20 protein-coding genes are annotated in these 19,481 nt (G+C 72.5%); 7 read left to right on the top strand and 13 right to left on the bottom strand.

Going from position 1 to position 19,481, the window contains the following annotated elements; genetic code table 11:
- Positions 1 to 85 precede the first annotated feature (85 nt).
- From EDF50_RS08800 to EDF50_RS08790, 3 genes are read left to right on the top strand one after another with little or no spacing between them, the layout of a single operon-like run.
- Complete coding sequence (locus tag EDF50_RS08800; protein ID WP_123519183.1) at positions 86 to 754, top strand: glycosyltransferase family 2 protein; 669 nt, start codon at positions 86 to 88, stop codon at positions 752 to 754.
- Complete coding sequence (locus tag EDF50_RS08795) at positions 751 to 1,437, top strand: DUF2064 domain-containing protein (protein WP_123519182.1); 687 nt, start codon at positions 751 to 753, stop codon at positions 1,435 to 1,437. Before EDF50_RS08800 ends, EDF50_RS08795 begins: the two co-directional genes overlap by 4 nt.
- Positions 1,434 to 2,138, top strand: coding sequence for a bifunctional 2-polyprenyl-6-hydroxyphenol methylase/3-demethylubiquinol 3-O-methyltransferase UbiG (locus EDF50_RS08790; RefSeq protein ID WP_123519181.1), 705 nt, complete (start codon positions 1,434 to 1,436; stop codon positions 2,136 to 2,138). Before EDF50_RS08795 ends, EDF50_RS08790 begins: the two co-directional genes overlap by 4 nt.
- Here the strand turns inward: EDF50_RS08790 and EDF50_RS08785 are convergent.
- A complete protein-coding gene (locus EDF50_RS08785; protein WP_123519180.1) occupies positions 2,087 to 2,593 on the bottom strand; it encodes a hypothetical protein in 507 nt (168 codons plus the stop codon). The genes EDF50_RS08790 and EDF50_RS08785 overlap by 52 nt on opposite strands.
- Positions 2,590 to 3,948 (bottom strand): molybdopterin-dependent oxidoreductase, encoded by a 1,359-nt coding sequence (locus tag EDF50_RS08780; RefSeq protein ID WP_123519179.1) that lies wholly within the window; start codon positions 3,946 to 3,948, stop codon positions 2,590 to 2,592. The genes EDF50_RS08785 and EDF50_RS08780 overlap by 4 nt, the downstream gene beginning before the upstream one ends.
- 85 nt (positions 3,949 to 4,033) lie before the next feature.
- Here EDF50_RS08780 and EDF50_RS08775 point away from each other — a divergent pair, with 85 nt between their 5' ends.
- Positions 4,034 to 5,503: a glycosyltransferase 87 family protein gene (locus EDF50_RS08775; protein ID WP_158612669.1), complete on the top strand. Its 1,470-nt coding sequence runs from the start codon at positions 4,034 to 4,036 to the stop codon at positions 5,501 to 5,503.
- On the opposite strand, the gene EDF50_RS08770 is transcribed toward EDF50_RS08775, so the two are convergent.
- The 4 genes from EDF50_RS08770 to EDF50_RS08755 are packed head-to-tail and all read right to left on the bottom strand — an operon-like array spanning position 5,491 to position 8,569.
- The gene (locus EDF50_RS08770; RefSeq protein WP_123519177.1) at positions 5,491 to 6,552 is read right to left on the bottom strand and encodes a sulfate/molybdate ABC transporter ATP-binding protein; all 1,062 of its coding nucleotides are present in this window, start codon (positions 6,550 to 6,552) and stop codon (positions 5,491 to 5,493) included. The two genes, EDF50_RS08775 and EDF50_RS08770, sit on opposite strands and share 13 nt — an antisense overlap.
- On the bottom strand, positions 6,549 to 7,349 hold the full coding sequence (locus EDF50_RS08765) for an ABC transporter permease (RefSeq protein ID WP_233570463.1): 801 nt from the start codon (positions 7,347 to 7,349) through the stop codon (positions 6,549 to 6,551). The genes EDF50_RS08770 and EDF50_RS08765 overlap by 4 nt, the downstream gene beginning before the upstream one ends.
- Positions 7,346 to 8,161, bottom strand: a complete 816-nt coding sequence (modA, locus tag EDF50_RS08760) for a molybdate ABC transporter substrate-binding protein (protein WP_123519176.1) — start codon at positions 8,159 to 8,161, stop codon at positions 7,346 to 7,348. The genes EDF50_RS08765 and modA overlap by 4 nt, the downstream gene beginning before the upstream one ends.
- A gap of 3 nt (positions 8,162 to 8,164) precedes the next feature.
- Positions 8,165 to 8,569: a molybdopterin-binding protein gene (locus tag EDF50_RS08755; RefSeq protein WP_123519175.1), complete on the bottom strand. Its 405-nt coding sequence runs from the start codon at positions 8,567 to 8,569 to the stop codon at positions 8,165 to 8,167.
- A 147-nt stretch (positions 8,570 to 8,716) separates the two neighbouring features.
- Here EDF50_RS08755 and moaA point away from each other — a divergent pair, with 147 nt between their 5' ends.
- Together moaA and EDF50_RS08745 are read left to right on the top strand one after the other, a co-directional pair.
- Positions 8,717 to 9,811: a GTP 3',8-cyclase MoaA gene (gene moaA, locus EDF50_RS08750; RefSeq protein WP_370453987.1), complete on the top strand. Its 1,095-nt coding sequence runs from the start codon at positions 8,717 to 8,719 to the stop codon at positions 9,809 to 9,811.
- 1 nt (position 9,812) lies between these two features.
- Positions 9,813 to 10,130 (top strand): MoaD/ThiS family protein, encoded by a 318-nt coding sequence (locus tag EDF50_RS08745; protein WP_123519174.1) that lies wholly within the window; start codon positions 9,813 to 9,815, stop codon positions 10,128 to 10,130.
- 11 nt (positions 10,131 to 10,141) lie between these two features.
- On the opposite strand, the gene EDF50_RS08740 is transcribed toward EDF50_RS08745, so the two are convergent.
- Complete coding sequence (locus EDF50_RS08740; RefSeq protein ID WP_123519173.1) at positions 10,142 to 11,425, bottom strand: HesA/MoeB/ThiF family protein; 1,284 nt, start codon at positions 11,423 to 11,425, stop codon at positions 10,142 to 10,144.
- Here EDF50_RS08740 and EDF50_RS08735 point away from each other — a divergent pair.
- Positions 11,424 to 13,097 (top strand): hypothetical protein, encoded by a 1,674-nt coding sequence (locus tag EDF50_RS08735; RefSeq protein WP_123519172.1) that lies wholly within the window; start codon positions 11,424 to 11,426, stop codon positions 13,095 to 13,097. The genes EDF50_RS08740 and EDF50_RS08735 overlap by 2 nt on opposite strands.
- A 27-nt stretch (positions 13,098 to 13,124) precedes the next feature.
- Here EDF50_RS08735 and EDF50_RS08730 read toward each other — a convergent pair whose 3' ends face one another.
- The 6 genes from EDF50_RS08730 to EDF50_RS08705 all read right to left on the bottom strand — a co-directional run bounded on the left by EDF50_RS08730 (position 13,125) and on the right by EDF50_RS08705 (position 19,189).
- Positions 13,125 to 14,063 (bottom strand): 4-(cytidine 5'-diphospho)-2-C-methyl-D-erythritol kinase, encoded by a 939-nt coding sequence (locus EDF50_RS08730; RefSeq protein WP_123519171.1) that lies wholly within the window; start codon positions 14,061 to 14,063, stop codon positions 13,125 to 13,127.
- Between the two features lie 13 nt (positions 14,064 to 14,076).
- Positions 14,077 to 14,673, bottom strand: a complete 597-nt coding sequence (locus tag EDF50_RS08725; protein WP_123519170.1) for a hypothetical protein — start codon at positions 14,671 to 14,673, stop codon at positions 14,077 to 14,079.
- 3 nt (positions 14,674 to 14,676) lie between these two features.
- Positions 14,677 to 15,579 (bottom strand): 16S rRNA (adenine(1518)-N(6)/adenine(1519)-N(6))-dimethyltransferase RsmA, encoded by a 903-nt coding sequence (gene rsmA, locus EDF50_RS08720; RefSeq protein ID WP_123519169.1) that lies wholly within the window; start codon positions 15,577 to 15,579, stop codon positions 14,677 to 14,679.
- A complete protein-coding gene (locus EDF50_RS08715; RefSeq protein ID WP_123519168.1) occupies positions 15,579 to 16,535 on the bottom strand; it encodes a TatD family hydrolase in 957 nt (318 codons plus the stop codon). Before EDF50_RS08715 ends, rsmA begins: the two co-directional genes overlap by 1 nt.
- The gene (metG, locus tag EDF50_RS08710) at positions 16,532 to 18,100 is read right to left on the bottom strand and encodes a methionine--tRNA ligase (protein WP_123519167.1); all 1,569 of its coding nucleotides are present in this window, start codon (positions 18,098 to 18,100) and stop codon (positions 16,532 to 16,534) included. Before metG ends, EDF50_RS08715 begins: the two co-directional genes overlap by 4 nt.
- Before the next feature lie 96 nt (positions 18,101 to 18,196).
- Entirely contained in the window at positions 18,197 to 19,189 is a 993-nt protein-coding gene (locus EDF50_RS08705; RefSeq protein WP_123519166.1) for an NADP-dependent oxidoreductase, read from the bottom strand.
- Between the last annotated feature and the right edge of the window lie 292 nt (positions 19,190 to 19,481).

The raw sequence follows: 19,481 nt of genomic DNA, 5'->3' as shown, positions 1-19,481 counted from the left end.
GCAGGATGACAGCACGCCCCCCGTTCGGGGCGCGCACCGCCCGCTCCCATCACCTTCATGGGATCACGTCCGTAGAGTCGAGAGGATGAGCATCCCCCGAGTCGACGTCGTGCTTCCCTGTCTCGACGAAGAAGGCGCGTTGCCCTGGGTGCTCGGCCGTCTGCCCGAGGGCTGGCACGCGATCGTCGTCGACAACGGGTCGACCGACGATTCCGCCCGCGTCGCCGCCGAGCACGGCGCGACGGTGGTGCAGGAGGCGCGGCGCGGTTTCGGTAGCGCGGCCCACGCCGGCCTCGAGGCCGCCACCGCCGACTACGTCGCGTTCTGCGACGCCGACGCCTCGATGGACCCTTCCGACCTCGTCGCCCTCGCGGCCCCCGTGATGGCCGGAGACGCCGACCTCGTCCTCGGTCGGCGTCGCCCGACCACCCGGGGCGCCTGGCCGCTGCACGCGCGCCTCGCCAACCTCGCCCTCTCGCACCTCATGCGACGGGCCAGCGGCGTCGCCCTGCACGACCTCGGTCCGATGCGCGTCGCCCGACGTCGGGCGCTGCTCGACCTCGACCTGAAGGACCGTCGCAGCGGCTACCCGCTCGAGATGGTGCTCCGCGCCAGCGAGGCCGGCTGGCGCATCGTCGAACAGGACGCGCCCTACTCGCCCCGGGTCGGCCGCAGCAAGGTGACCGGCACCCTCCGCGGCACCTCGGTGGCGATCAAGGACATGTCCCGGCTCCTCAGGGAGGTGGGCCGATGACGACCCTCGTGGTGATCGCCAAAGAGACGATCCCGGGCAAGGTCAAGACCCGACTCCACCCCCCGCTCAGCCTCGGACAGGCCGCCGACGTGGCGGCCGCCGCGATCCAGGACACCCTGGACGTCGCCCGCCGGCTGCCGGCCACGCGGCGCGTGTTGCTGTTCGACGGCAACCGCAGGCCCGTCGGCTCCGAAGACTTCGATGTGATCCCTCAGATCGGTGGCGACCTCGACGCACGCCTCGGCGCCCTCTTCGACGAGGTCGACGGGAAGACCGTGCTGATCGGCATGGACACCCCCCAGGTGACGGTCGAGGCGCTCGCCCCGGTCTTCGACGCCTGGACCGACGACGTCGACGCGTGGTTCGGCCCGGCGAACGACGGCGGGTTCTGGGCCCTGGGCCTCGCCCGGCCCACCGGCGACCTCCTGCGCGGCGTCCCGATGTCGCAGGACGACACGGGTGCTCACCAGCTCCGTCGACTCGCCGACGCCGGCCTCACCGTGCGCATGCTGCCCGAGCTCGTCGACGTCGACACCATCGAGGACGCCCGCCTCGTCGCGGCCACCGCGCCCGACAGCCGGTTCGCCGCCGCCCTGCGGCACGCCGAAGCAGCCAACACCCCCACCACCACGAACGGCGTCGCCCGCACGACCGATCCCGCCACAGAAGGGGTCACCCCGTGACCATCGCCCCCGAACAGCCCGCCACCTTCGGATCAGGAGGCGCGGAGCCGTACGCACGCGCCCTGCGTCACGAGGGCCAGCTGCAGCTCGTCCGCGTGGCCGGTGCCACCGATCGGCCCGCGTCGCCCCCCTCGACCGGCGACGGCGACGGGCCCTTCGACGTGGCGCGCTGGAGCGCCGACGCCGACACCGCCGACCTCACGACCCTGGACGACGAGACCGGGCCGGTACTCGACATCGGCTGCGGACCGGCGCGCATGGTGCGTGCCGCCGTCGACCGCGGGCTCACCGTGCTCGGGCTCGACGTCGCACCGACGGCCGTCGCGATGGCCCTCGAGGCCGGCCTGCCCGTGGCCGAGGGCTCGGTGTTCGACCCCCTGCCCCGCGAGGGCGAGTGGAACCTCGCCCTGCTGCTCGACGGCAACGTCGGCATCGGCGGCGACCCGACCGCGCTGCTGACCCGTTGTGCCGAGATCCTCACGCCGAGCGGCTCGATCGTCGTCGAGACCGCCCCCGAGGCCTCGCTCGACGACAGCTACGAGGCCCACGTCGTCGACGACCAGGGTCACGCGAGCGCGACCTTCCCCTGGGCCGAGGTCGGCCGGGAAGGCCTGCAACGCCACGCCCGACGTGCGGGCCTGTGGGTCGCTCAGACCTGGTCGGTCGACGGACGCACCTTCTGCCGCCTGCGCGCCAGGTAGAGCGCGACCAGACCGGCGGTCAGCGCCGCGATCACGAGCCAGAGCACGGCCAGACGCAGACCGTAGTCGAAGGGCAGCACGGTGTCGTTCTTCGGCCCCTTCGCCTTCGCGACGATCTCGGGCACGACGACCAGCGAGAAGATCGCCCCGACGACGACGGCGCCCTGCACGATCCAGAGGACCGCCGGACGGACGCGGCGCCCGGTCCGCCGGACGATCAGCGAGACCACGGCCACCACGGGAGCCAGCACGGCGTCGTGCACGACGACCGATCCGACCAGCCAGAGCAGCAGCCCGCCGTACCGGTTCGGGTTCACCGTGTCGGTGAGCACCCAGCCGCCGAGGCCGATGAGGGCGACTCCGAGCGCGATCAGCACCCCGCGCACGACGCGGACGGTGCGCGACGTGCCCGCGCCTCCTGGGCTCGACACGGCCGACGGCACCCGCGCGGTCACGAGAGCACCTCGATCGAGCTGAGCCACTTGGTCTGCAGCACCCCGGGCCGGCCCGGGGCGATCATGCGCGCCGGGAAGCCGTGGTCGATGCTGAGCGGCTCGCCGTTCAGCTCGAGGGCGACGAGGGTGCGCGGGTCGGAGGCGTACTCGGGGCCCATCTCGGTCACGCGGTAGCCGCCCTTCTTCTCGAGGCTGGTCAGCCGCAGGCGGCGGTCGGCCGGGGCTCCGGCGGCCGCCAACAGGTCGACGAGGCGAACCCCGCGCCAGGCGCCGGTCTGGCTCCAGCCCTCGACACAGGCGATCGGCAGGCGCTCGTCGGCGCCGTCGAACCCGCGCAGCGAATCGAGCGTGAACGAGGTGGCGACACCGCGGACCACGACGTCGAGCCGCCAGTCGGGGTCCATCGCCGTCTCGAGCACCTGGGCCGCGGCGGCCGTGCGGTTGATCGGCAGGTCGTTCGGGCCCAGCCCGCGCTGACGCGGCGCGAAAGCGTTGAGAGGCGAGAGCGGGGCGAACGACTGCCCGGCGGTGAGCGCGACGACTCCCCCGGTGGCGACACCGGCGGCGGTGAAGAAGCCACGCCGCGACACGCGGGCCCGGCCCGGTTCGCGGTCGACCTCGTGCGCGGAGTCGATCCAGCGCATGGCGCGACCGGTGAGCCCGCGGGCCGGAGCAGGAGGCGCGGCGTGCGGGTCGCGGTCACGTCGCGTGACGTCGGCGTCGCGCACCGCACGGAACCGGGCGAGCTCGGCGGTCGCCTCGGACTCGCCGACGAACGCGGCGCGGGCCTCGTCGAGCTCGGCCGACGGCTCGACGACGCGCCCGTCGGCGTCGTAGCTGTCGCGCGCCCGCCAGTAGCGGGTGATCAGCGGCAACTTCACCGCGATGTGGATCGCGAGCGAGCCGATGATCACGAACGACAGCGCGAAGTGCACCTGCTTGAACGGGAACGGCCACGGGTAGTACTGGTACGTGTTGAGCAGCCCGGTGACCAGCTGCAGGATCGTCGTCGCGACGAACAGGGCGATGGAGGCGCGTTCGAGCACGTCGACGGGGTGCTTGATCGGCGGGTACTGGAAGAGCTGCGGGAACACCGAGTGCAGCTTCGCCAGCAGCAGGGGGACGCAGGCGATGCCGGCGGTGATGTGGACGCCCTGGCTCACCTGGTAGAGCCAGACGGGACTCGTCGGGAACCGCATCCCGTCGAGCGGCTCCTGCAGGAAGTGGCTGTACAGGCCGGTCAGCAGGCAGACGACGAACGCGGCGCCGAGGAGGCGACCGAAGACGGTCGCCGACCGGGCGTTGCGGTTCGGCGACGAGGCCGCGCGGCGCGCCTCGTACAGCAGTCGCCTCATGGTGTCGGTCGTCTCATGTGGCTCATCATCTCCGATGCGCACGACTCGGACGGACTCCCAGGGCCGATTCGGCCAGACTGGGGGCGTGCGTACTGTGTTCGCGGCCGTTGCCGTCCTCGGATTGGCCGGGGCGATCGCCTGGGGTGTCGTGAACGTCGGGTTCCTGATGAAAGAGCTGCGCACCGACTTCGTCGTCTGGACCGCCGTCTGCTGGGCGCTCTTCGCCCTGGCGGTCGTGCTGCTGCGTCGGGTGCCCGTGCGACACGTCACGGCCCTCGTGATCGCGGGCACGGCACTGGTCGGCGGCGCGGGCCTGACCGGCGTGCCCAACACGAGCACCGACCCGGCCCGCTACGCCTGGGACGGCATCGTGCAGACCGCCGGCGTCTCGCCGTACGAGTACACGCCCGACGCGGGCGAGCTGCGCGACCTGCGACCCGCGTGGATCTTCCCCGAGTCGACGCCGTTCACCCGCGACGACGGCACGATCGGCGAACGCTGCGGCGAGCCCGACCGACAGGTGCACCGCGCCTACGACAGCCAGACCGGCGACGTCGTCTGCACGCTGATCAACCGGCCCGACGTCCCGACGATCTACCCGCCGACGGCCGAGCTGTACTTCTGGGCGGTGTCGGCCGTGGTCGGCCCCGACGCCGGGTTCTTCCCGCTCCAGGCCATGGGCTTCGTCCTCGTGCTGGGGACGACCCTCGCCCTGCTGGCCACCCTGCGTCGCCGGGGTCTCGACCCCCGCTGGGCGGCGCTGTGGGGTTGGTGCCCGCTCGTGGTCGGCGAGGGCATCACCAACTCCCACGTCGACCTGCTCGGCGCCGTGCTCGTGGTCGCCGCGTCGTTGCTCGTCGCCACCGGTCGGCGCTTCCGCGGCGGCATCGCGCTCGGGGCCGCGATCGCGACCAAGCTCATCCCGGTGATCGCGGCACCCGCCCTGCTGCGCGGGCAGCCCTGGAAGGTGATCAGCGCCTCCGTCGTCACCTTCGCCGTGCTCTACGTGCCCTACGTCGCGATGACCGGGTGGGGCGTGCTCGGGTACCTGCCGGGCTACCTGACCGAAGAGGGCTACGAGGACGGCTCGCGGTTCGTGTTCCTGTCGGCCTTCATGCCCGATGCGTGGACGACCCCGGTCGCCGTGCTGATCGTCGGCGCCACGGCCGTGCTCGTGTGGGTGAAGACACCGGCGCACGACCCGTGGCTCGGGCAGCTCGTGATGATCGGCGTGACGCTCGTCACGGTCAGTCCGCGCTACCCCTGGTACGCCCTGCTGCTCGTCCCGTTCATCGCGCTGACCGGGCGGGTCGAGTGGTTGGCGGTCCCGCTCGCGTTGCTCGTGCGCCAACTCGAGCCGGGCATGGCACTGCAGCGCTCGTCGCTCGCCGCGGCCGTGCTCGTCATCCTGCTCGTGACCCTCCGGCGGGCCGGGCCCGGGTTCGCCGACCGGCTGCTCGACGGGGTCGCGGGCGACGTCGCGCGGGTGCGTCGGGTCGTCGGACGCCGGCCGGTCGGCTCCGGGTCGGGCCCGAGGCCTGCTCAGACGAGGTAGGCGACGGCGTCCCCGGCGTCGAACGAGAACCGGACCGCCGTACCCGGCACGAGGTCGAGCGTGGCGACCGTGCCCGGCAGGACGTCGGCCGACAGGTCGCCGGCGCGGACCCGGACGACGTCGCCGCGGGGTTCGAGATCGGTGACGACGAGGTCGAGGACGTTCTCGGACGGCGTCGCGCCCGACGGAGCCCCGGTCGTCACGCGCACGGCGCTCGGCCGGACCGCCACCGCCGCGGCCGCACCCGACGGGAGCCCGTCGGCGGAGCGGGCGACCAGCACGGTGCCCTCGTCGAGCCGCACACCGCCGTCGGCCGTCGCCGTGCCGGTCAGCAGGTCGAGACCTGCGAGCCCGGCGGCGAACGGCGTGGTCGGCCGTTCGAGCACGCCGCGCGTGGGGCCGGAGTCGACGACGCGGCCGCCCCCGAGCACGACCACCCGGTCGGCCAGGGTGAAGGCGTCGAGGACGTCGTGCGTGACCACGACGGCGGTGCGGCCCGCCAGGACGTCGCGCAGCGTCCGTCGCAGGGCGGGCGCGACCGACACGTCCAGCGCGGCCATCGGCTCGTCGAGCAGCAGCAGGTCGGGTCCCGTCGCCAGGGCGCGCGCGACGGCGACGCGCTGCGCCTGCCCGCCTGAGAGCTGCGCGGGCCGGCGGTCGGCGAGTCCCGTCGCGTCGACCCGGGCGAGCCAGTCGGCCGCGCGACGTGTCGCCTCGTGGCGCGACACCCCGGCGCTCCGTGGGCCGAACGCGACGTTCTCGAGGGCGGTGAGGTGAGGGAAGAGCAGGGCGTCCTGGGCGAGCAGCGAGACGCCACGCTCGTGCGGGCGGAGCGCGGACCCGCGCCCGCGACCGTCGACGTCGAACAGCACCCGGTCGCCCAGACGGGCCGTACCGTGGTCGGGCCGCAGCAGGCCCGCCATCAGCGCCAGCAGCGTCGACTTGCCCGCGCCGTTGGGGCCGAGGACGGCCACCGTCTCGCCCTCGGCGACGGTGAGCTCGACGTCGAAGCCGCGGGACTCGACGACCGCGGCGAATTCGAGCGTCACGACCCGCGCCTCCTCGTGGCGAGACCGGACGACCGGCCAGCCTGGTGCGCGAGGGCGACGACGACGACCGCGACGACGACGAGCACGAGCGACAGCGCCACAGCGGCGTCGGGGTCGGTCTCGCGCTGCAGGTAGATCTCGAGCGGCAGGGTGCGCGTGACGCCCTGCAGCGACCCCGCGAAGGTCAGCGTGGCGCCGAACTCGCCGAGAGCCCGGGCGAACGACAGCACGGCACCCGAGACGAGAGCGGGCAGCACGAGCGGCAGGGTGACACGCCGCAGCACGGTCGTCGGCCGCGCGCCGAGGGTCGCGGCGACGGCCTCGTAACGCGTGCCCACCGTGCGCAGGGCACCCTCGAGGCTCAGCACCAGGAAGGGCAGGGCGACGAACGTCTGGGCCAGCACGACCGCCGTGGTCGAGAAGGCGATGGTCACGCCGAGCGCGTCGAAGGCCTGACCGAGCAGTCCGCGCCGCCCGAAGGTGTAGAGCAACGCGATGCCGCCGACGACGGGCGGCAACACGAGCGGCAGCAGCACGAGCGACCGCAGCACCTTCTGGCCCCAGAACTCGGTCCGGGCGAGCACCACCGCCATGGGCACGCCGAGCACCACGCAGATCAGGGTCGCGACGACCGAGGTGCGCAGGCTGAGCCAGAACGCGGCGACCGACGACCCGGACGTGACCAGCGGCACGAACTCGGCCCAGTCGACCCTCGAGACCATGGCGACGAGGGGCAGCAGCACGAAGGCGGCACCGAGCGCCGCGACGACCGCGACCCAGGCCGGGACCGACCTCACGGTGTGCCGAAGCCTGCGTCCCGGAACACGCCCCGCCCGACCTCCCCGGTGACGAAGGCGACGAACGCCCGCGCGACCTCGGGGTTCGCCGTGTCGACCACGGGGGCGATCGGATACGTGTTGACGGCCTGGTCCGCCTCGGGGAACTCGATGCCCTCGACGCCGTCGCCCGCCGCCGCCACGTCGGTCACGTAGACCAGGCCGGCGTCGGCTTCGCCCGACGTGACCTTGCCGAGCACGTCCGTCACCGACGATTCTTCGCTGACCGGCGAGATCGTCACCCCGGTGGCCTGCTCGACCGCGACGGTCGCGGCGCCGCAGGGCACCTGGGCCGCGCAGGTCACGGTCTTCACGCCGGGCTTCGCGAGATCGGCGAAGTCGGTGACGCCGGCCGGGTTCGACGGCGGCACCGCGATGGTGAGGACGTTGGTCGCGAAGTCCACGGGGGCCGACGGTTCGACGAGGCCGGCGTCGGTCAGCTTGGCCATGTTCTTCTCGTCGGCCGAGGCGAAGACGTCCGCGGGAGCGCCCTCGGTGATCTGCGTGACGAGGTCGGACGAGCCCGCGAAGGTCAGCTCGACCGTCGTGCCGGGGTGGGCCTTCTCGAACTCGTCGGCCAGCTCGGTGAACGTCGTCGTGAGCGACGCGGCGGCGTAGACCGTGATCGAGCCCTCGAGGGCGTCGGTCGACGTGGTCGGGGCCGCACTCGTGGGCGTGTCGCCGGCCGAGCCGGAGCAGCCGGTCAGGGCGAGGGCCGCGGCGAGCACCGTCGCACCGGCCAGGACGGCGACGGTCTTCGGGGTTCGTGTCATGGGTCAGGCCCTCGCGCCGGGGGTCTCGATGATGACCGTCGTGGCCTTCACGACGGCGACGGCGACCGATCCGGGTTCGAGGCCCAGCTCGCGGACGGCCTCGCTGCTCATCAGCGAGACGATGCGGTGCGGACCGCACTGCAGCTCGACCTGAGCCATGACCCGGTCGGCGGTGATCTCGGTGACGACGCCCACCAGGCGGTTGCGGGCCGAGCGCCCCACCTCGGACGGATCGGCGGGCAGCACGGCGTTCTTGCGGGCCAGCGTCGCGAGAGCGAGTCCGTCGACCACGCCGCGCCCGGCGTCGTCCTTGACGCTCTCGAGCAGCCCGAGGTCGATCCAGCGACGGACGGTGTCGTCGCTCACTCCGAGGAACGCCGCGGCGTCCTTGATCCGTATCTGCGACATGAGAGCCACCTTAGTTCCGAAGGCGCGGAGGCGCTCGTCGGATGGCCGTCTCGGGATGCCTCGTGGCGCACGCCGGAGAACGAACGGAGGCGCGGGTCATGAAAGCCGGACACCGCGCGTTCGGCCCCGCGGGCCTAACCTCGACGGATGACCGTCTCGCTCGGACTGCCCACCATGCCCGGCCGGGCCTCCGCCGACGCCCTGCTGCCCCCGCGGCCGACGAACGACGTGGCACCGGGACTGCTCGACCGCTTCGGTCGGACCGCGACCGACCTGCGGGTCTCGCTGACCGACAAGTGCAACCTGCGCTGTACCTACTGCATGCCGGCCGAGGGCCTGCCGGCGCTCCCCCGTGAGCAGGCGCTCGACGCCGACGAGATCGTGCGGCTGGTCGGCATCGGCGTGCGGGACCTCGGCATCCGCCAGGTGCGGTTCACCGGCGGCGAGCCCCTGCTGCGCGCGGACCTGATCGACATCGTGCGACGGGTCGCCGCCATCGAGCCGCGGCCCGAGGTCTCGCTGACCACGAACGCCATCGGCCTGGCGCACCGCGCCCAGGCCCTCGCCGACGCCGGGCTCGACCGGGTCAACGTGTCGCTCGACTCGCTGCACGCCGAGACCTTCATGAAGGTCTCGCGTCGCCCGTTCCTCGACAAGGTGCTCGCCGGCGTCGACGCCGCGGCCGCTGCCGGCCTCACGCCGGTCAAGATCAACGCGGTGCTCCTGCCCGGGGTCAACGACCACGAGGCCCCCGACCTGCTCGCCTGGGCGCTGCGCGGCGGCCACGAGCTGCGCTTCATCGAACAGATGCCGTTGGACGCCGACCGCAGCTGGGACCGCGCCTCCTTCGTCACGTCACGCGACATCCACTCGTTGATCGCCACCCGGTTCGACCTCAGCCCTGCCGACGTCCTCCGCGACGGCGCGCCCGCCGAGCTGTTCGACGCCGTCGGGCGGGGTGACGACGCCGACCTGACCGGCCGGGTCGGCATCATCGCCTCGGTCAGCGAGCCGTTCTGCGCCGACTGCCGCCGGACCCGCATGACGGCCGAGGGCGGCATCCGCAGTTGCCTGTTCAGCGGCGGCGAGACCGGCCTGCGCGATCTGCTGCGCAGCGGGGCGAGCGACCTCGAACTGGCCGACGCCTGGCGCGGCGCCATGTGGGCCAAACCCTCGGGCCACGGCATCGACGACCCCGACTTCGTGCAGCCCGAACGCACCATGAGCGCCATCGGAGGCTGAGATGACGACGACCCACCCCGACACCACCGTCGACGAGGGCGCGTCGGCCCCTGTCTCGGCGACGCTGCGCTTCTTCGCAGCCGCCCGCACCGCCGTGGGCCGCGACGAACAGCGCGTCGACGTCCCCGCCGGCGAACGCCCCACGATCGGGCGCCTCCTGACCGAGGTCCGCCCCGTCGAAGGCGTGTCGGCCGCGGACTTCCGCGACGTGCTGCTGCGCTGCTCGTTCCTCGTCGACGGCCTCACCACACGTGACCGCGAGCAGCTCGTGCCCGACGGCACGGTGATCGACGTCATGCCACCCTTCGCCGGCGGCTGAGGCCTGCCCGCCTAAGGTCGCGTGGGCGTCCCCTGGGCGAGCTGCCACCCGAGCATGCCGCCGTGCAGGACCGACACGTCGAACCCGTCGCCCGCCAGCAGGTCGGCGGCGGCCCGGGCACGCGGGCCCCGGGCGCAGTAGACGACCACCCGGTGCCCCGGATCGAGCTCGGGCCGCTGACGGGTGCGCGTGCCGTAGCCGGGAGCCTGCACGTCACCCGTGATGTGGGCGAAGTCGTGCTCGTCGACCTCTCGCACGTCGAGCAGGGTGAAGGTGGCGTCACCGGCCGCGCGCGCCTCCAGCAGGGTCGACAGCTCGTCGGCGTCGACGTCGGGGCCGACGCCGCGTCCGCGCGACGGCCCCCCGGCGGTGGCCGCCGACGCACCGGCAGCCGAGGACGAGGAGGCGCGGCGCGCGGCGTTCACCGTGGCCCGGGCCTCGACCCGGTGCGCGGCCCGCGCCAGCCGACTCTCGCGCCAGGTGCCGCCCAGGGCGTCGACGGTCACGACCCGGCCGAGCAGGGGCTCCCCGAGCCCCGTGAGCAGCTTCACGACCTCGCCGGCCATGCCCGCGCCCACCGTTCCGCACAGCGGTCCGAGGACGCCGACGTCGGCACAGGACTCGTCCCAGCCCGACGCGGGCGGGGCGGGGTGCAGGTCACGGTAGTCGACCGCCCGGCCGTCGGGGGCGTCGTCCCAGAAGACGCTGAACTGGCCGTCCCACCGGTTGACGCTGCCCCAGACGACCGGCAGGCCCCGCGCGGCCGCCGCGTCCGCCACGAGATAGCAGGTGTCGAAGGAGTCGCTGCCGTCGACCACCAGGTCGTAGTCGTCCAGCAGGTCGGCGGTGCGCTCGCTCAGCCGGACGGGGTGGGCGACGACGGTCACGTCGGGGTTGGCGGCGCGCACCCAGTCGGCGGCGGCGCGAGCCTTGGGGAAGCCCACCTGGTCAGGGCGGAACAGTACCTGGCGTTGTAGGTTCGACAGATCGACGGCGTCGTCGTCGACGATTCCCAGGGTTCCCACACCCGAGGCTGCGAGATATTGGATCACCGGCGCGCCCAGCCCGCCGGCCCCGACCACCAGCACCCTCGACGCCACCAGGCGCCCCTGGGAGCCCAGACCGAACCCCGGCAGACGGACGCTCCGCGAGTAGCGTTCGCCCTCGGCGGGGTCGCCGCCGTGTCCACCGTCGCGCACGTCGGCACCGTGCGCGCCACCGTCGCGCACGGCCGCCCCGGGCGCGTCACCACCGTGTCGCGCCCGAGATCCGCCGAGAGGGGGAAGAGACGACATGACGAACCTCCTGCATCCGGCCGACGGTCGATCGACCGCGCCCACTGTACCCACGACGTCCGACGCCGTGCGGGGCACGACCCTCGCGCGCCTCCGGCACCGGCGTCATCTGGACGCCCTGCTGATCGGCGTGCTGGCGGCCGTCATCTCAGGCGCCTTCCTCTGGGTGCCGTCCGTCTGGTACGACGAGGCCGCGACGGTGATCTCGGCCACGCGCAGCTGGGGTCAGCTCTGGCAGATGATCCAGACCGTCGACCTCGTGCACGCGACCTACTACGCGTTCATGCACCTGTGGTTCGACGTCTTCCCGTACTCGCCGATCTCGCTCCGGGTGCCCAGCACGATCGTCACGGGGCTCGCGGCCGCGCTCACGGTCGTGCTGGCGCGCACCCTGGCCGACCGCCGGACGGCCGTGGTCGCCGGCCTGCTGTTCTGCCTGATCCCCCGCGTGACCTGGATGGGCGGCGAGGGCCGTTCGTACGCCTTCTCGGCGCTGTTCGCCGTCGCCCTGACCCTCGTGCTCGTCACCGCCTCGCGCCGCACCGCCCAGGTGGGCGAGACCCGGACCCGCGCTTCGGCGGTGCGCTGGTGGGTCGCCTACGCCGTGCTCGCCGTCGTCTCGGTGCTGTTCTTCCTGTACGTCGCCTTCGTCGTGGTGGGGCACGGCGTGACCATGCTGGTGCAGTGGCGACGCGAGCGACGCCTCCGCGCCTCCGCCGGGTCGGTGGCGGGGGCGCGTGACGCCCCGGCCCCGGCCCCGGCCCCGCTCGTCGGCGGACCGCACGGTGCGCGCGGCTCGTTCGTCGGCTGGTTCGCCGGTGCCGCCGTCGCCGCTCTCGCGAGCCTGCCCGTCGTGTACTTCACGTCCGAGCAGAGCGGCCAGGTCGGCTGGCTCGACCGACTGAGCTTCGCCACGATCAACCAGGTGCTGACGACGCAGTGGTTCTACCAGAACGACCGTTTCGCCGTGTTCGGCTGGATGCTGGTCGTCGCCAGCCTGGTCGTCGTGGTCGCCGGTCTCGTGCCCCGCGCCCGAGGCCTCGTCGCGGTCGTCCTGCCGTGGATGATCGTCCCCACCGTCGGTCTCGTGGGCGTCTCGCTCGTGACCGAGCCGCTCTACTCGCCGCGCTACCTCACCTTCGGCACCCCGGCCGTCGCGATCATGATGGCCGTCGCGGTCGCCGCCATCCCCTGGCGGCGTGTGATCGCGCTCGTGCTGCTGCTCGCCGTGGTGCTCACCGCCCCGACCTGGGAGCGCCAGCGGCAGCCCGAGGCCAAGGACTCCGCCGCGTGGAACCAGGTGGCCGACCTCGTCCGCGAGCAACGGGCGCTCGAACCCGCCGGCACGGACGAGGGCGTCGTCTTCGGCCCCGTACGTCGGCATCCGAAGGCCACGTCGCGCATCATCGAGAACACCTACCCCGCGGCGTTCGAAGGCATGTCGGACTTCACGCTCGAGACCCCTGCGGCCGAGACGGGCGGCCTGTGGGAGGTCCAGTACCCGCTCGAGGACGTCATCGACCGCACGGACGACCTCGACGTGGTCTGGCTGATCACGAGCGACAAGCAGGACTGGCGCCCCCGCGTCACCGCCGACCTCGCCGCGAAGGGTTTCCACGTCGCCGACGAGTGGCACCTCACCCGCACGAACGTGCTCAAGTACGAGCGCTGAACCCCGCCATGCTGCGGGCCCGAGGCGTCAGTCGGTGACGACGCGGGCGCCGTGCACGGGACCCGTGGCCCGCACGACCGTGAGGCGGGCGGCGCTCAGCGCGATCTGCAGCTCGAGCGCGCCGTCGAGATCGGGTGCGAGGAACGCCACGGTCGGGCCGGAGCCCGACACGATGCCTGCCAGGGCGCCGTTGCCCTCACCGAGCTCGAGGACGTCGGCCAGGCCCGGTTGAAGGTGCAGTGCGGGCGCCTGCAGGTCGTTGTGCATGGTGTCGGCCAGCATGCCCGCATCGCCCGCCCGGAGGGCCTGGAGGACGCCGGCGTCGACGACGGGGTGCCGCACGGACCGGATCTCGCTCTGGTGTCGCAGCCGGTGGGCATCGAGTTCGTCGTAGACGCGGGGAGTCGAGAGGCCGACGTCGGCGACGGCGAGCACCCACTGGAACTGCCCCTTGGCCAGGGCCGGACTGAGTTCGTCACCGCGCCCGGTGCCGATCGCGGTACCACCCGCGAACGCGAACGGGACGTCGGCACCGAGTCGGGCCGAGAGCCGCAGCAGTTCGTCGCGACCGACGCCGGTGCCCCAGAGGGTGTCGCAGGCGAGCAGCGTCGCGGCCGCGTCGGCCGAACCGCCCCCCATGCCGCCGGCGACCGGCACGGCCTTGTCGACGCTCAGCGCGACTCCGCCGGTGTAGCCGGTCGTCTCGGCCAGCAGGCGCGCGGCCTTGATCGCGAGGTTGGACCCGTCGGTCGGCACACCCGACACGTCGATCGACGGACCGCCCGTGACGTCGATGGTGAACCCGTCGGCATGGCGGGCGCGGACGTCTTCGTAGAGGGAGACGGCCTGGTAGGCGGTCGCGAGGTCGTGGTACCCGTCGTCCTGCAGATCACCGACGGCGAGGAAGACGTTGATCTTGCCGGGAGCACGCGTGTGGACCACGATCGGGGCGGCCACGGACGTCATGGTTCCAACCTAGTCAGTTCTGGCGATCGGTCATGACGCCGAACGCTCGCGTCAACCCCTCTTTCACGGGCTGGACGCGTTCGGGCAGCCGGAGGTCGCCCTGCGTCAACGAGACCGAGCACTTCGGCCCCTCGGTCGGCACCACCCGCAGGCGCAGGGACTCGCCGTGCGCGAGGGCCCAGTCGGCGGTCGGCTGGGCGCCCGACCGGGCCACGACGGCGGGCCCTCCACCCGCGTAGCGCGCGAACCGGTCGACCGCGAGGTCGAGCAGCTCGAGCGGGGCGCCCCGCAGACTGCGTCCGACGGTGACCGCGTACGTCCCGTCGGGCTGACGCCCCGGCGGCTCGACGCCGCGTTCTTGCTCGTACCGCACCGTGACGCCCTCGGCCCACCAGGGCGCGACCTCGAACTCGTCGACCAGGAGGCGCGAGATCTGTTCGTGGGACAGGCGCGTCGCCCCGGCGGCGTCGAGCCGTGCGAACCACTCGGCCGCGCTGCGCCCGGTACCCGAGCCGAGTCGCGCGTCGCTGAGCCGCTGCTCGCCGCGTCCGCGATCACTCGCGCCCGAACCGGCGGGCGCGCCGCCGGAGCCGCGCTTGCGTCGAGGCACGACTCAGTCGGCTCCACCCTCGTCGGCGTGCAGCACGGCGGAGACGGACGCCCCGGCGAGGGCCTCGAGGTCGCTGCCTCGTGCCACGGCCAGGAAGTCGTCGACGGTGAGCTGCTCACCCCGCTGCGTCGGAGCGAGGCCGGCGCGTTCGAGAGCCTCGGACGCCGCGGCGGACGACCCGTAGAGCGAGGACAGCGACTGGCGCAGCATCTTGCGTCGCTGCTGGAACGCGGCGTCGACGAGGGCGAACGTCGCCCGACGTTCGAGCTCGTCGCCTCGGGCCGGCTTGCGGTCGAAGGCGACGAGGATGCTGTCGACGTTGGGAACCGGCCAGAACACCTGACGGCTGACCTGACCGGCGGCACGGAACTCGCCGTACCACGCAGCCTTGATGCTCGGGCCGCCGTAGACCTTCGAGCCGGGCTCGGCGGCGAGCCGCAGACCGACCTCGGCCTGCACCATGACCAACCCGTGCTCGAGGCCCCCGAAATGCTCGAGGAAGTGCAGGAGCACCGGCACGCTGACGTTGTACGGCAGGTTCGCGACGAGGTGGGTGGGGTCGTCGGGCAGGGTCGTCACGCGCAGGGCGTCGTCGACGACGACGGTGAGGTCGGCGGCGGGTTGCAGCTGCGCGACGGTCTTCGGCAACTGCTCGGCGAGGCGTTTGTCGATCTCGACGGCCACCACCTTGGCACCCGCCTCGAGCAGGCCCAGGGTGAGCGAACCGAGCCCGGGGCCGATCTCGACGACGGTCATGCCGGCCGAGACGCCCGACGCGGCGACGATGCGACGCACCGTGTTGGCGTCGTGGACGAAGTTCTGACCGAGCTTCTTCGTCGGCTGCACGCCGAGCAGGTCGGCGAGGTCGCGGATCTCGGCGGGGCCGAGCAGCGTGGCGCGCGACATCAGGCCTCGACCGTCACGGGCTCGCTGTCCCAGGTGCCGTAGACCAGCTCGGTCGTGGACGAGATCTGGGCGGCGAGCATCGACACGTCGGTGCCGATCGTCTCGGCCATCGACCGGAGCGTGAAGGGGATCAGGTACGGCGCGTTGGGACGGCCTCGGTAGGGCACCGGCGTCAGGTAGGGGGCGTCGGTCTCGACCATGATCAGGTTGCGTGGCAGCTGCACGAGCGCGTCGCGCAGGGGTTGGGCGTTCTTGAACGTCACCGTCCCGGCGAACGACGCGTACCAGCCGTTCTCGGCCAGGATGCTCGCCAACTCGGGCCCACCGCTGAAGCAGTGGAAGACGGTGCGCTCGGGCGCACCCACCTCGAGCAGCAGGTCGACCACGTCGTCGTGGGCGTCGCGGTCGTGGATCTGCAGGGCGAGGCCGTGACGCTTCGCGATCTCGATGTGGCCGCGGAAGGCCTCGAGCTGGGCCGCGCGACCGTCGGCGCCGGTTCGGAAGAAGTCGAGGCCGGTCTCGCCGACGGCACGCACCCGCGGCCGGGCCGCGAGCCCGTCGAGCTCGGACAGGGCCTCGTCGAGGGTGCCCGCGGCGGCCAGGGCGGGGGCTTCGTTCGGGTGGATCGCGACGGCGGCGAGCACCCGGGGCTCACGACTGGCGATCTCGGCCGACCAGCGGGACGTCTCGAGGTCGGTGCCGACCTGCACGACACCACGCACGCCGACGGCCGAGGCGCGGTCGAGGTGCTCGCGGTAGTCGAGGGGGCCGTCGCCGTCGTCACCGACGCCGTCGGCGATCTCGAGGTGCGTGTGGTTGTCGTAGACCGGCACGACGAGCGGCTGGGGAGGCGCGGGGTAGGTCAGGTCGCGCTTCTGGCCGTCCGCGCCGGACGAGCGGTGTCGGACGTGCGTCGCCGGGTCGCCGACGACGCCACCGACCGTGTCGTCGCTCATGCCGCGGGCTCGGGCTGTTCGATGCGCGGGAAGAGCCCGGCGGCGAGCGGCTGGACCTCGGGCGCGCTGGACCACTCGGCCGCCCGGTCGACGGGCTGGCTGGTCAACTCGCCCTGCCCGATCGACTGCCACAGGGTGTGCGTGGCCGTCGGGATGAACGGCGACAGCAGCACGGTGAGGGTGCCGAGGCCCCGCAGGGCCGTGGCGAGAACGGTGCCGAGGCGTTCACGCTGCGACGCGTCCTTCGCGATGGCCCAGGGCTCTTGCTCGGTGATGTAGCCGTTCAGCTGGTCGACCAACTGCCAGATGGAGGCCAACGCCTCGTTGATCGCGAAACGGTCGATGGCCGCGTCGGCCTCGGCGGTCACGCGCAGCTCGGTCTCGCGCACGGCGAGGTCGGCGTCGGTCAGGTCGCCGGCGACGGGAACGGTGCCGTCGAAGTACCGGGTGATCATGGCCACGACGCGCGACGCGAGGTTGCCGAACCCGTTGGCCAACTCGGCCTGGTAGCGGGCCGCGATGTCCTCCCAGCTGAAGTTGCCGTCCTGGCCGAAGGTGATGGCGCGCATGAAGTAGTACCGGAACGCGTCGGCGCCGAAGACGTCGGTGATCTGCTGCGGGGCGATGCCCGTCAGCTTCGACTTCGACATCTTCTCGCCGCCCACCAGCAGCCAGCCGTGGCCGAAGACGTTCTTCGGCACCGGCAGCCCGGCGGCCATGAGCATGGCGGGCCAGATGACGGCGTGGAAGCGGACGATGTCTTTTCCGACGAGCTGCACGGCCGGCCAGCGGCGCTGGAACTCGTCGTCGTCGACGCCGTAGCCGATGGCCGTGACGTAGTTCAGCAGGGCGTCGAACCACACGTAGACGACGTGCTTCTCGTCCCACGGCACCTTGACGCCCCAGTCGAAGCTCTGCCGCGAGATCGAGAGGTCTCGCAGGCCCTGCTTGACGAACGAGACGACCTCGTTGCGCACCGAGTCGGGCTGCACGAAGTCGGGCTGGGACTCGTACAGGTCGAGCAGGCGCTGCTCGAAGTCGCTCATGCGGAAGAAGTAGTTGCTCTCTTGCAGCACCTCGACCGGGATGCTGTGGATCGCGCAGACCTGCTCGCCCTCGTACGCGCCGGTGCCGGGCACCAGGTCACTCGGCTGCTTGTACTCTTCGCAGCCGACGCAGTAGAAGCCCTCGAACTCGCCCTGGTAGATGAAGCCGTCGTCGTAGAGCTTCTGCAGGAACTTCTGCACGCCGGCCTCGTGCCGGGCGTCGGTGGTGCGGATGAAGTCGTCGTTGGCGATGTCGACCGTCTGCAGCAGGGGCTTCCAGGCCTCGGTGACGAGCTTGTCGGCCCACTCTTGCGGGGTGACGCCGTGGCTCGTGGCCGTGCGCAGGATCTTCTGACCGTGCTCGTCGGTGCCGGTCAGCAGCCAGGCGTCGTCGCCCCGCTGACGGTGCCACCGAGCGAGCACGTCGGCTGCGACCTCGGTGTAGGCGTGACCGATGTGCGGCACGTCGTTGACGTAGAAGATGGGCGTTGCGATGAAGAAGGAGTCGCCGGCGGGCATGGGGACCATCTTAGGTGGGGGCACCGACGTGATGACGCGACCCGCGCCTCCTACGGTCGTCGTCGAGGGCGAGGAGGCGCGGGTCGCGTCGACCGGTCAGGTCGCGTCGTTCTCTTCGGTGCGGTCGTCGGAGCCCGCCCGCTCGCCCGCGTGCTCGCCCGGGTACTCGACGACGTCCATGCCGAGCACGTACTTGCCGCGGGCGTGGCCGTCCTCGAGGTCGCGGTAGGCGTCCTTGACCTCGTCGAGGGGGAAGATGCCGTCGATCGGCACCATGATCTTGTTCGTCGAGATCAGCTCGAGCAGCTCGGACAGGACCGCCTGGCTCGTGGCCTGGGCGCTGCCCTCGGCCTTGACGCCGTGCTCCTCGGCCGCGGCGAAGTCGATGATCGTGTCGATGCGCTGCGGCGCGACACCGAGTTCGAGCGCGTACCCGACGTTGCCGTGGCCGAAGCAGTCGACGTAGGAGTCGACGCCCTGCGGGGCCGCCTCACGGATGCGGTCGACGACGCCGTCGCCGTACTCGACTGGCGTCACGCCGAGCTGCCGCAAGAAGTCGTGGTTGCGCTCGCTCGCGGTGCCGATCACGGTCAGGCCGCCGAGGACGGCGAGCTGCGAGACCATCACGCCGACGCCGCCGGCCGCGGCCGAGACGACGAGCGTGTCGCCCTCGGTCGCCTGCACGGCGCGCAGGGCGGCGTACGCGGTGGGGCCGGTCACGCTGATGCTGCCCGCGACCTCCCACGGAACGTTCTCGGGCTTGGCGACGAGCGCGTCGTGGTCGACGACGACGAACTCGGCGTGCGACGACCGGTTCGCCCATCCGACGACCTCGTCGCCGACCGACCACTCGTCGACGCCCGCGCCGACCTCGTCCACGACGCCGGCGAAGTCGGTCCCCTGCCCCGACGGGAACGCCGCCGGGAACGCGTCGTGCATCAGTCCGGCGCGGATCGCGGCCTCACCCGGGTTCAGGCCCGCCGCCTTGACGGCGACCACGACCTGGCCGACACCCGCCTCGGGCTTCGCCACCTGTTCGACCTTCAGCTCGTCGATGTCGCCGTACTGCTCGAAACGGACCGCCTTCATGCCGTGCCTCCTGCTCGTGGTGGGCCGCGCCTCCTGCGGGCACGTGCCTCCGTCGAGCTTGCACCCGCCGCGCTGCGAGGGGTACGCGACGCCGGTCCGGTCACCTGGCTGTCGGCGGGTTCCTGTCATCGTCGGCGGGTCAGCGCTGACCCGCCGACGATGACGCGAACCCGCCGACATCGATTCTCCTTGCGAGGGGCGCGGCTCGTCCACGAACCGAGGAGGCGCGCGACCATCCACAGGCCGGGTCTCCTCGAAGCAGCGCACGACGCGCCACCGGCCACCGTGGCCG

Source organism: Frigoribacterium sp. PhB24 (genome assembly GCF_003755185.1).
GTDB lineage: Bacteria > Actinomycetota > Actinomycetes > Actinomycetales > Microbacteriaceae > Frigoribacterium.
The sequence above is the reverse complement of the archived record's forward strand: the minus strand, read 5'-3'. Positions and strand labels throughout refer to the sequence as shown.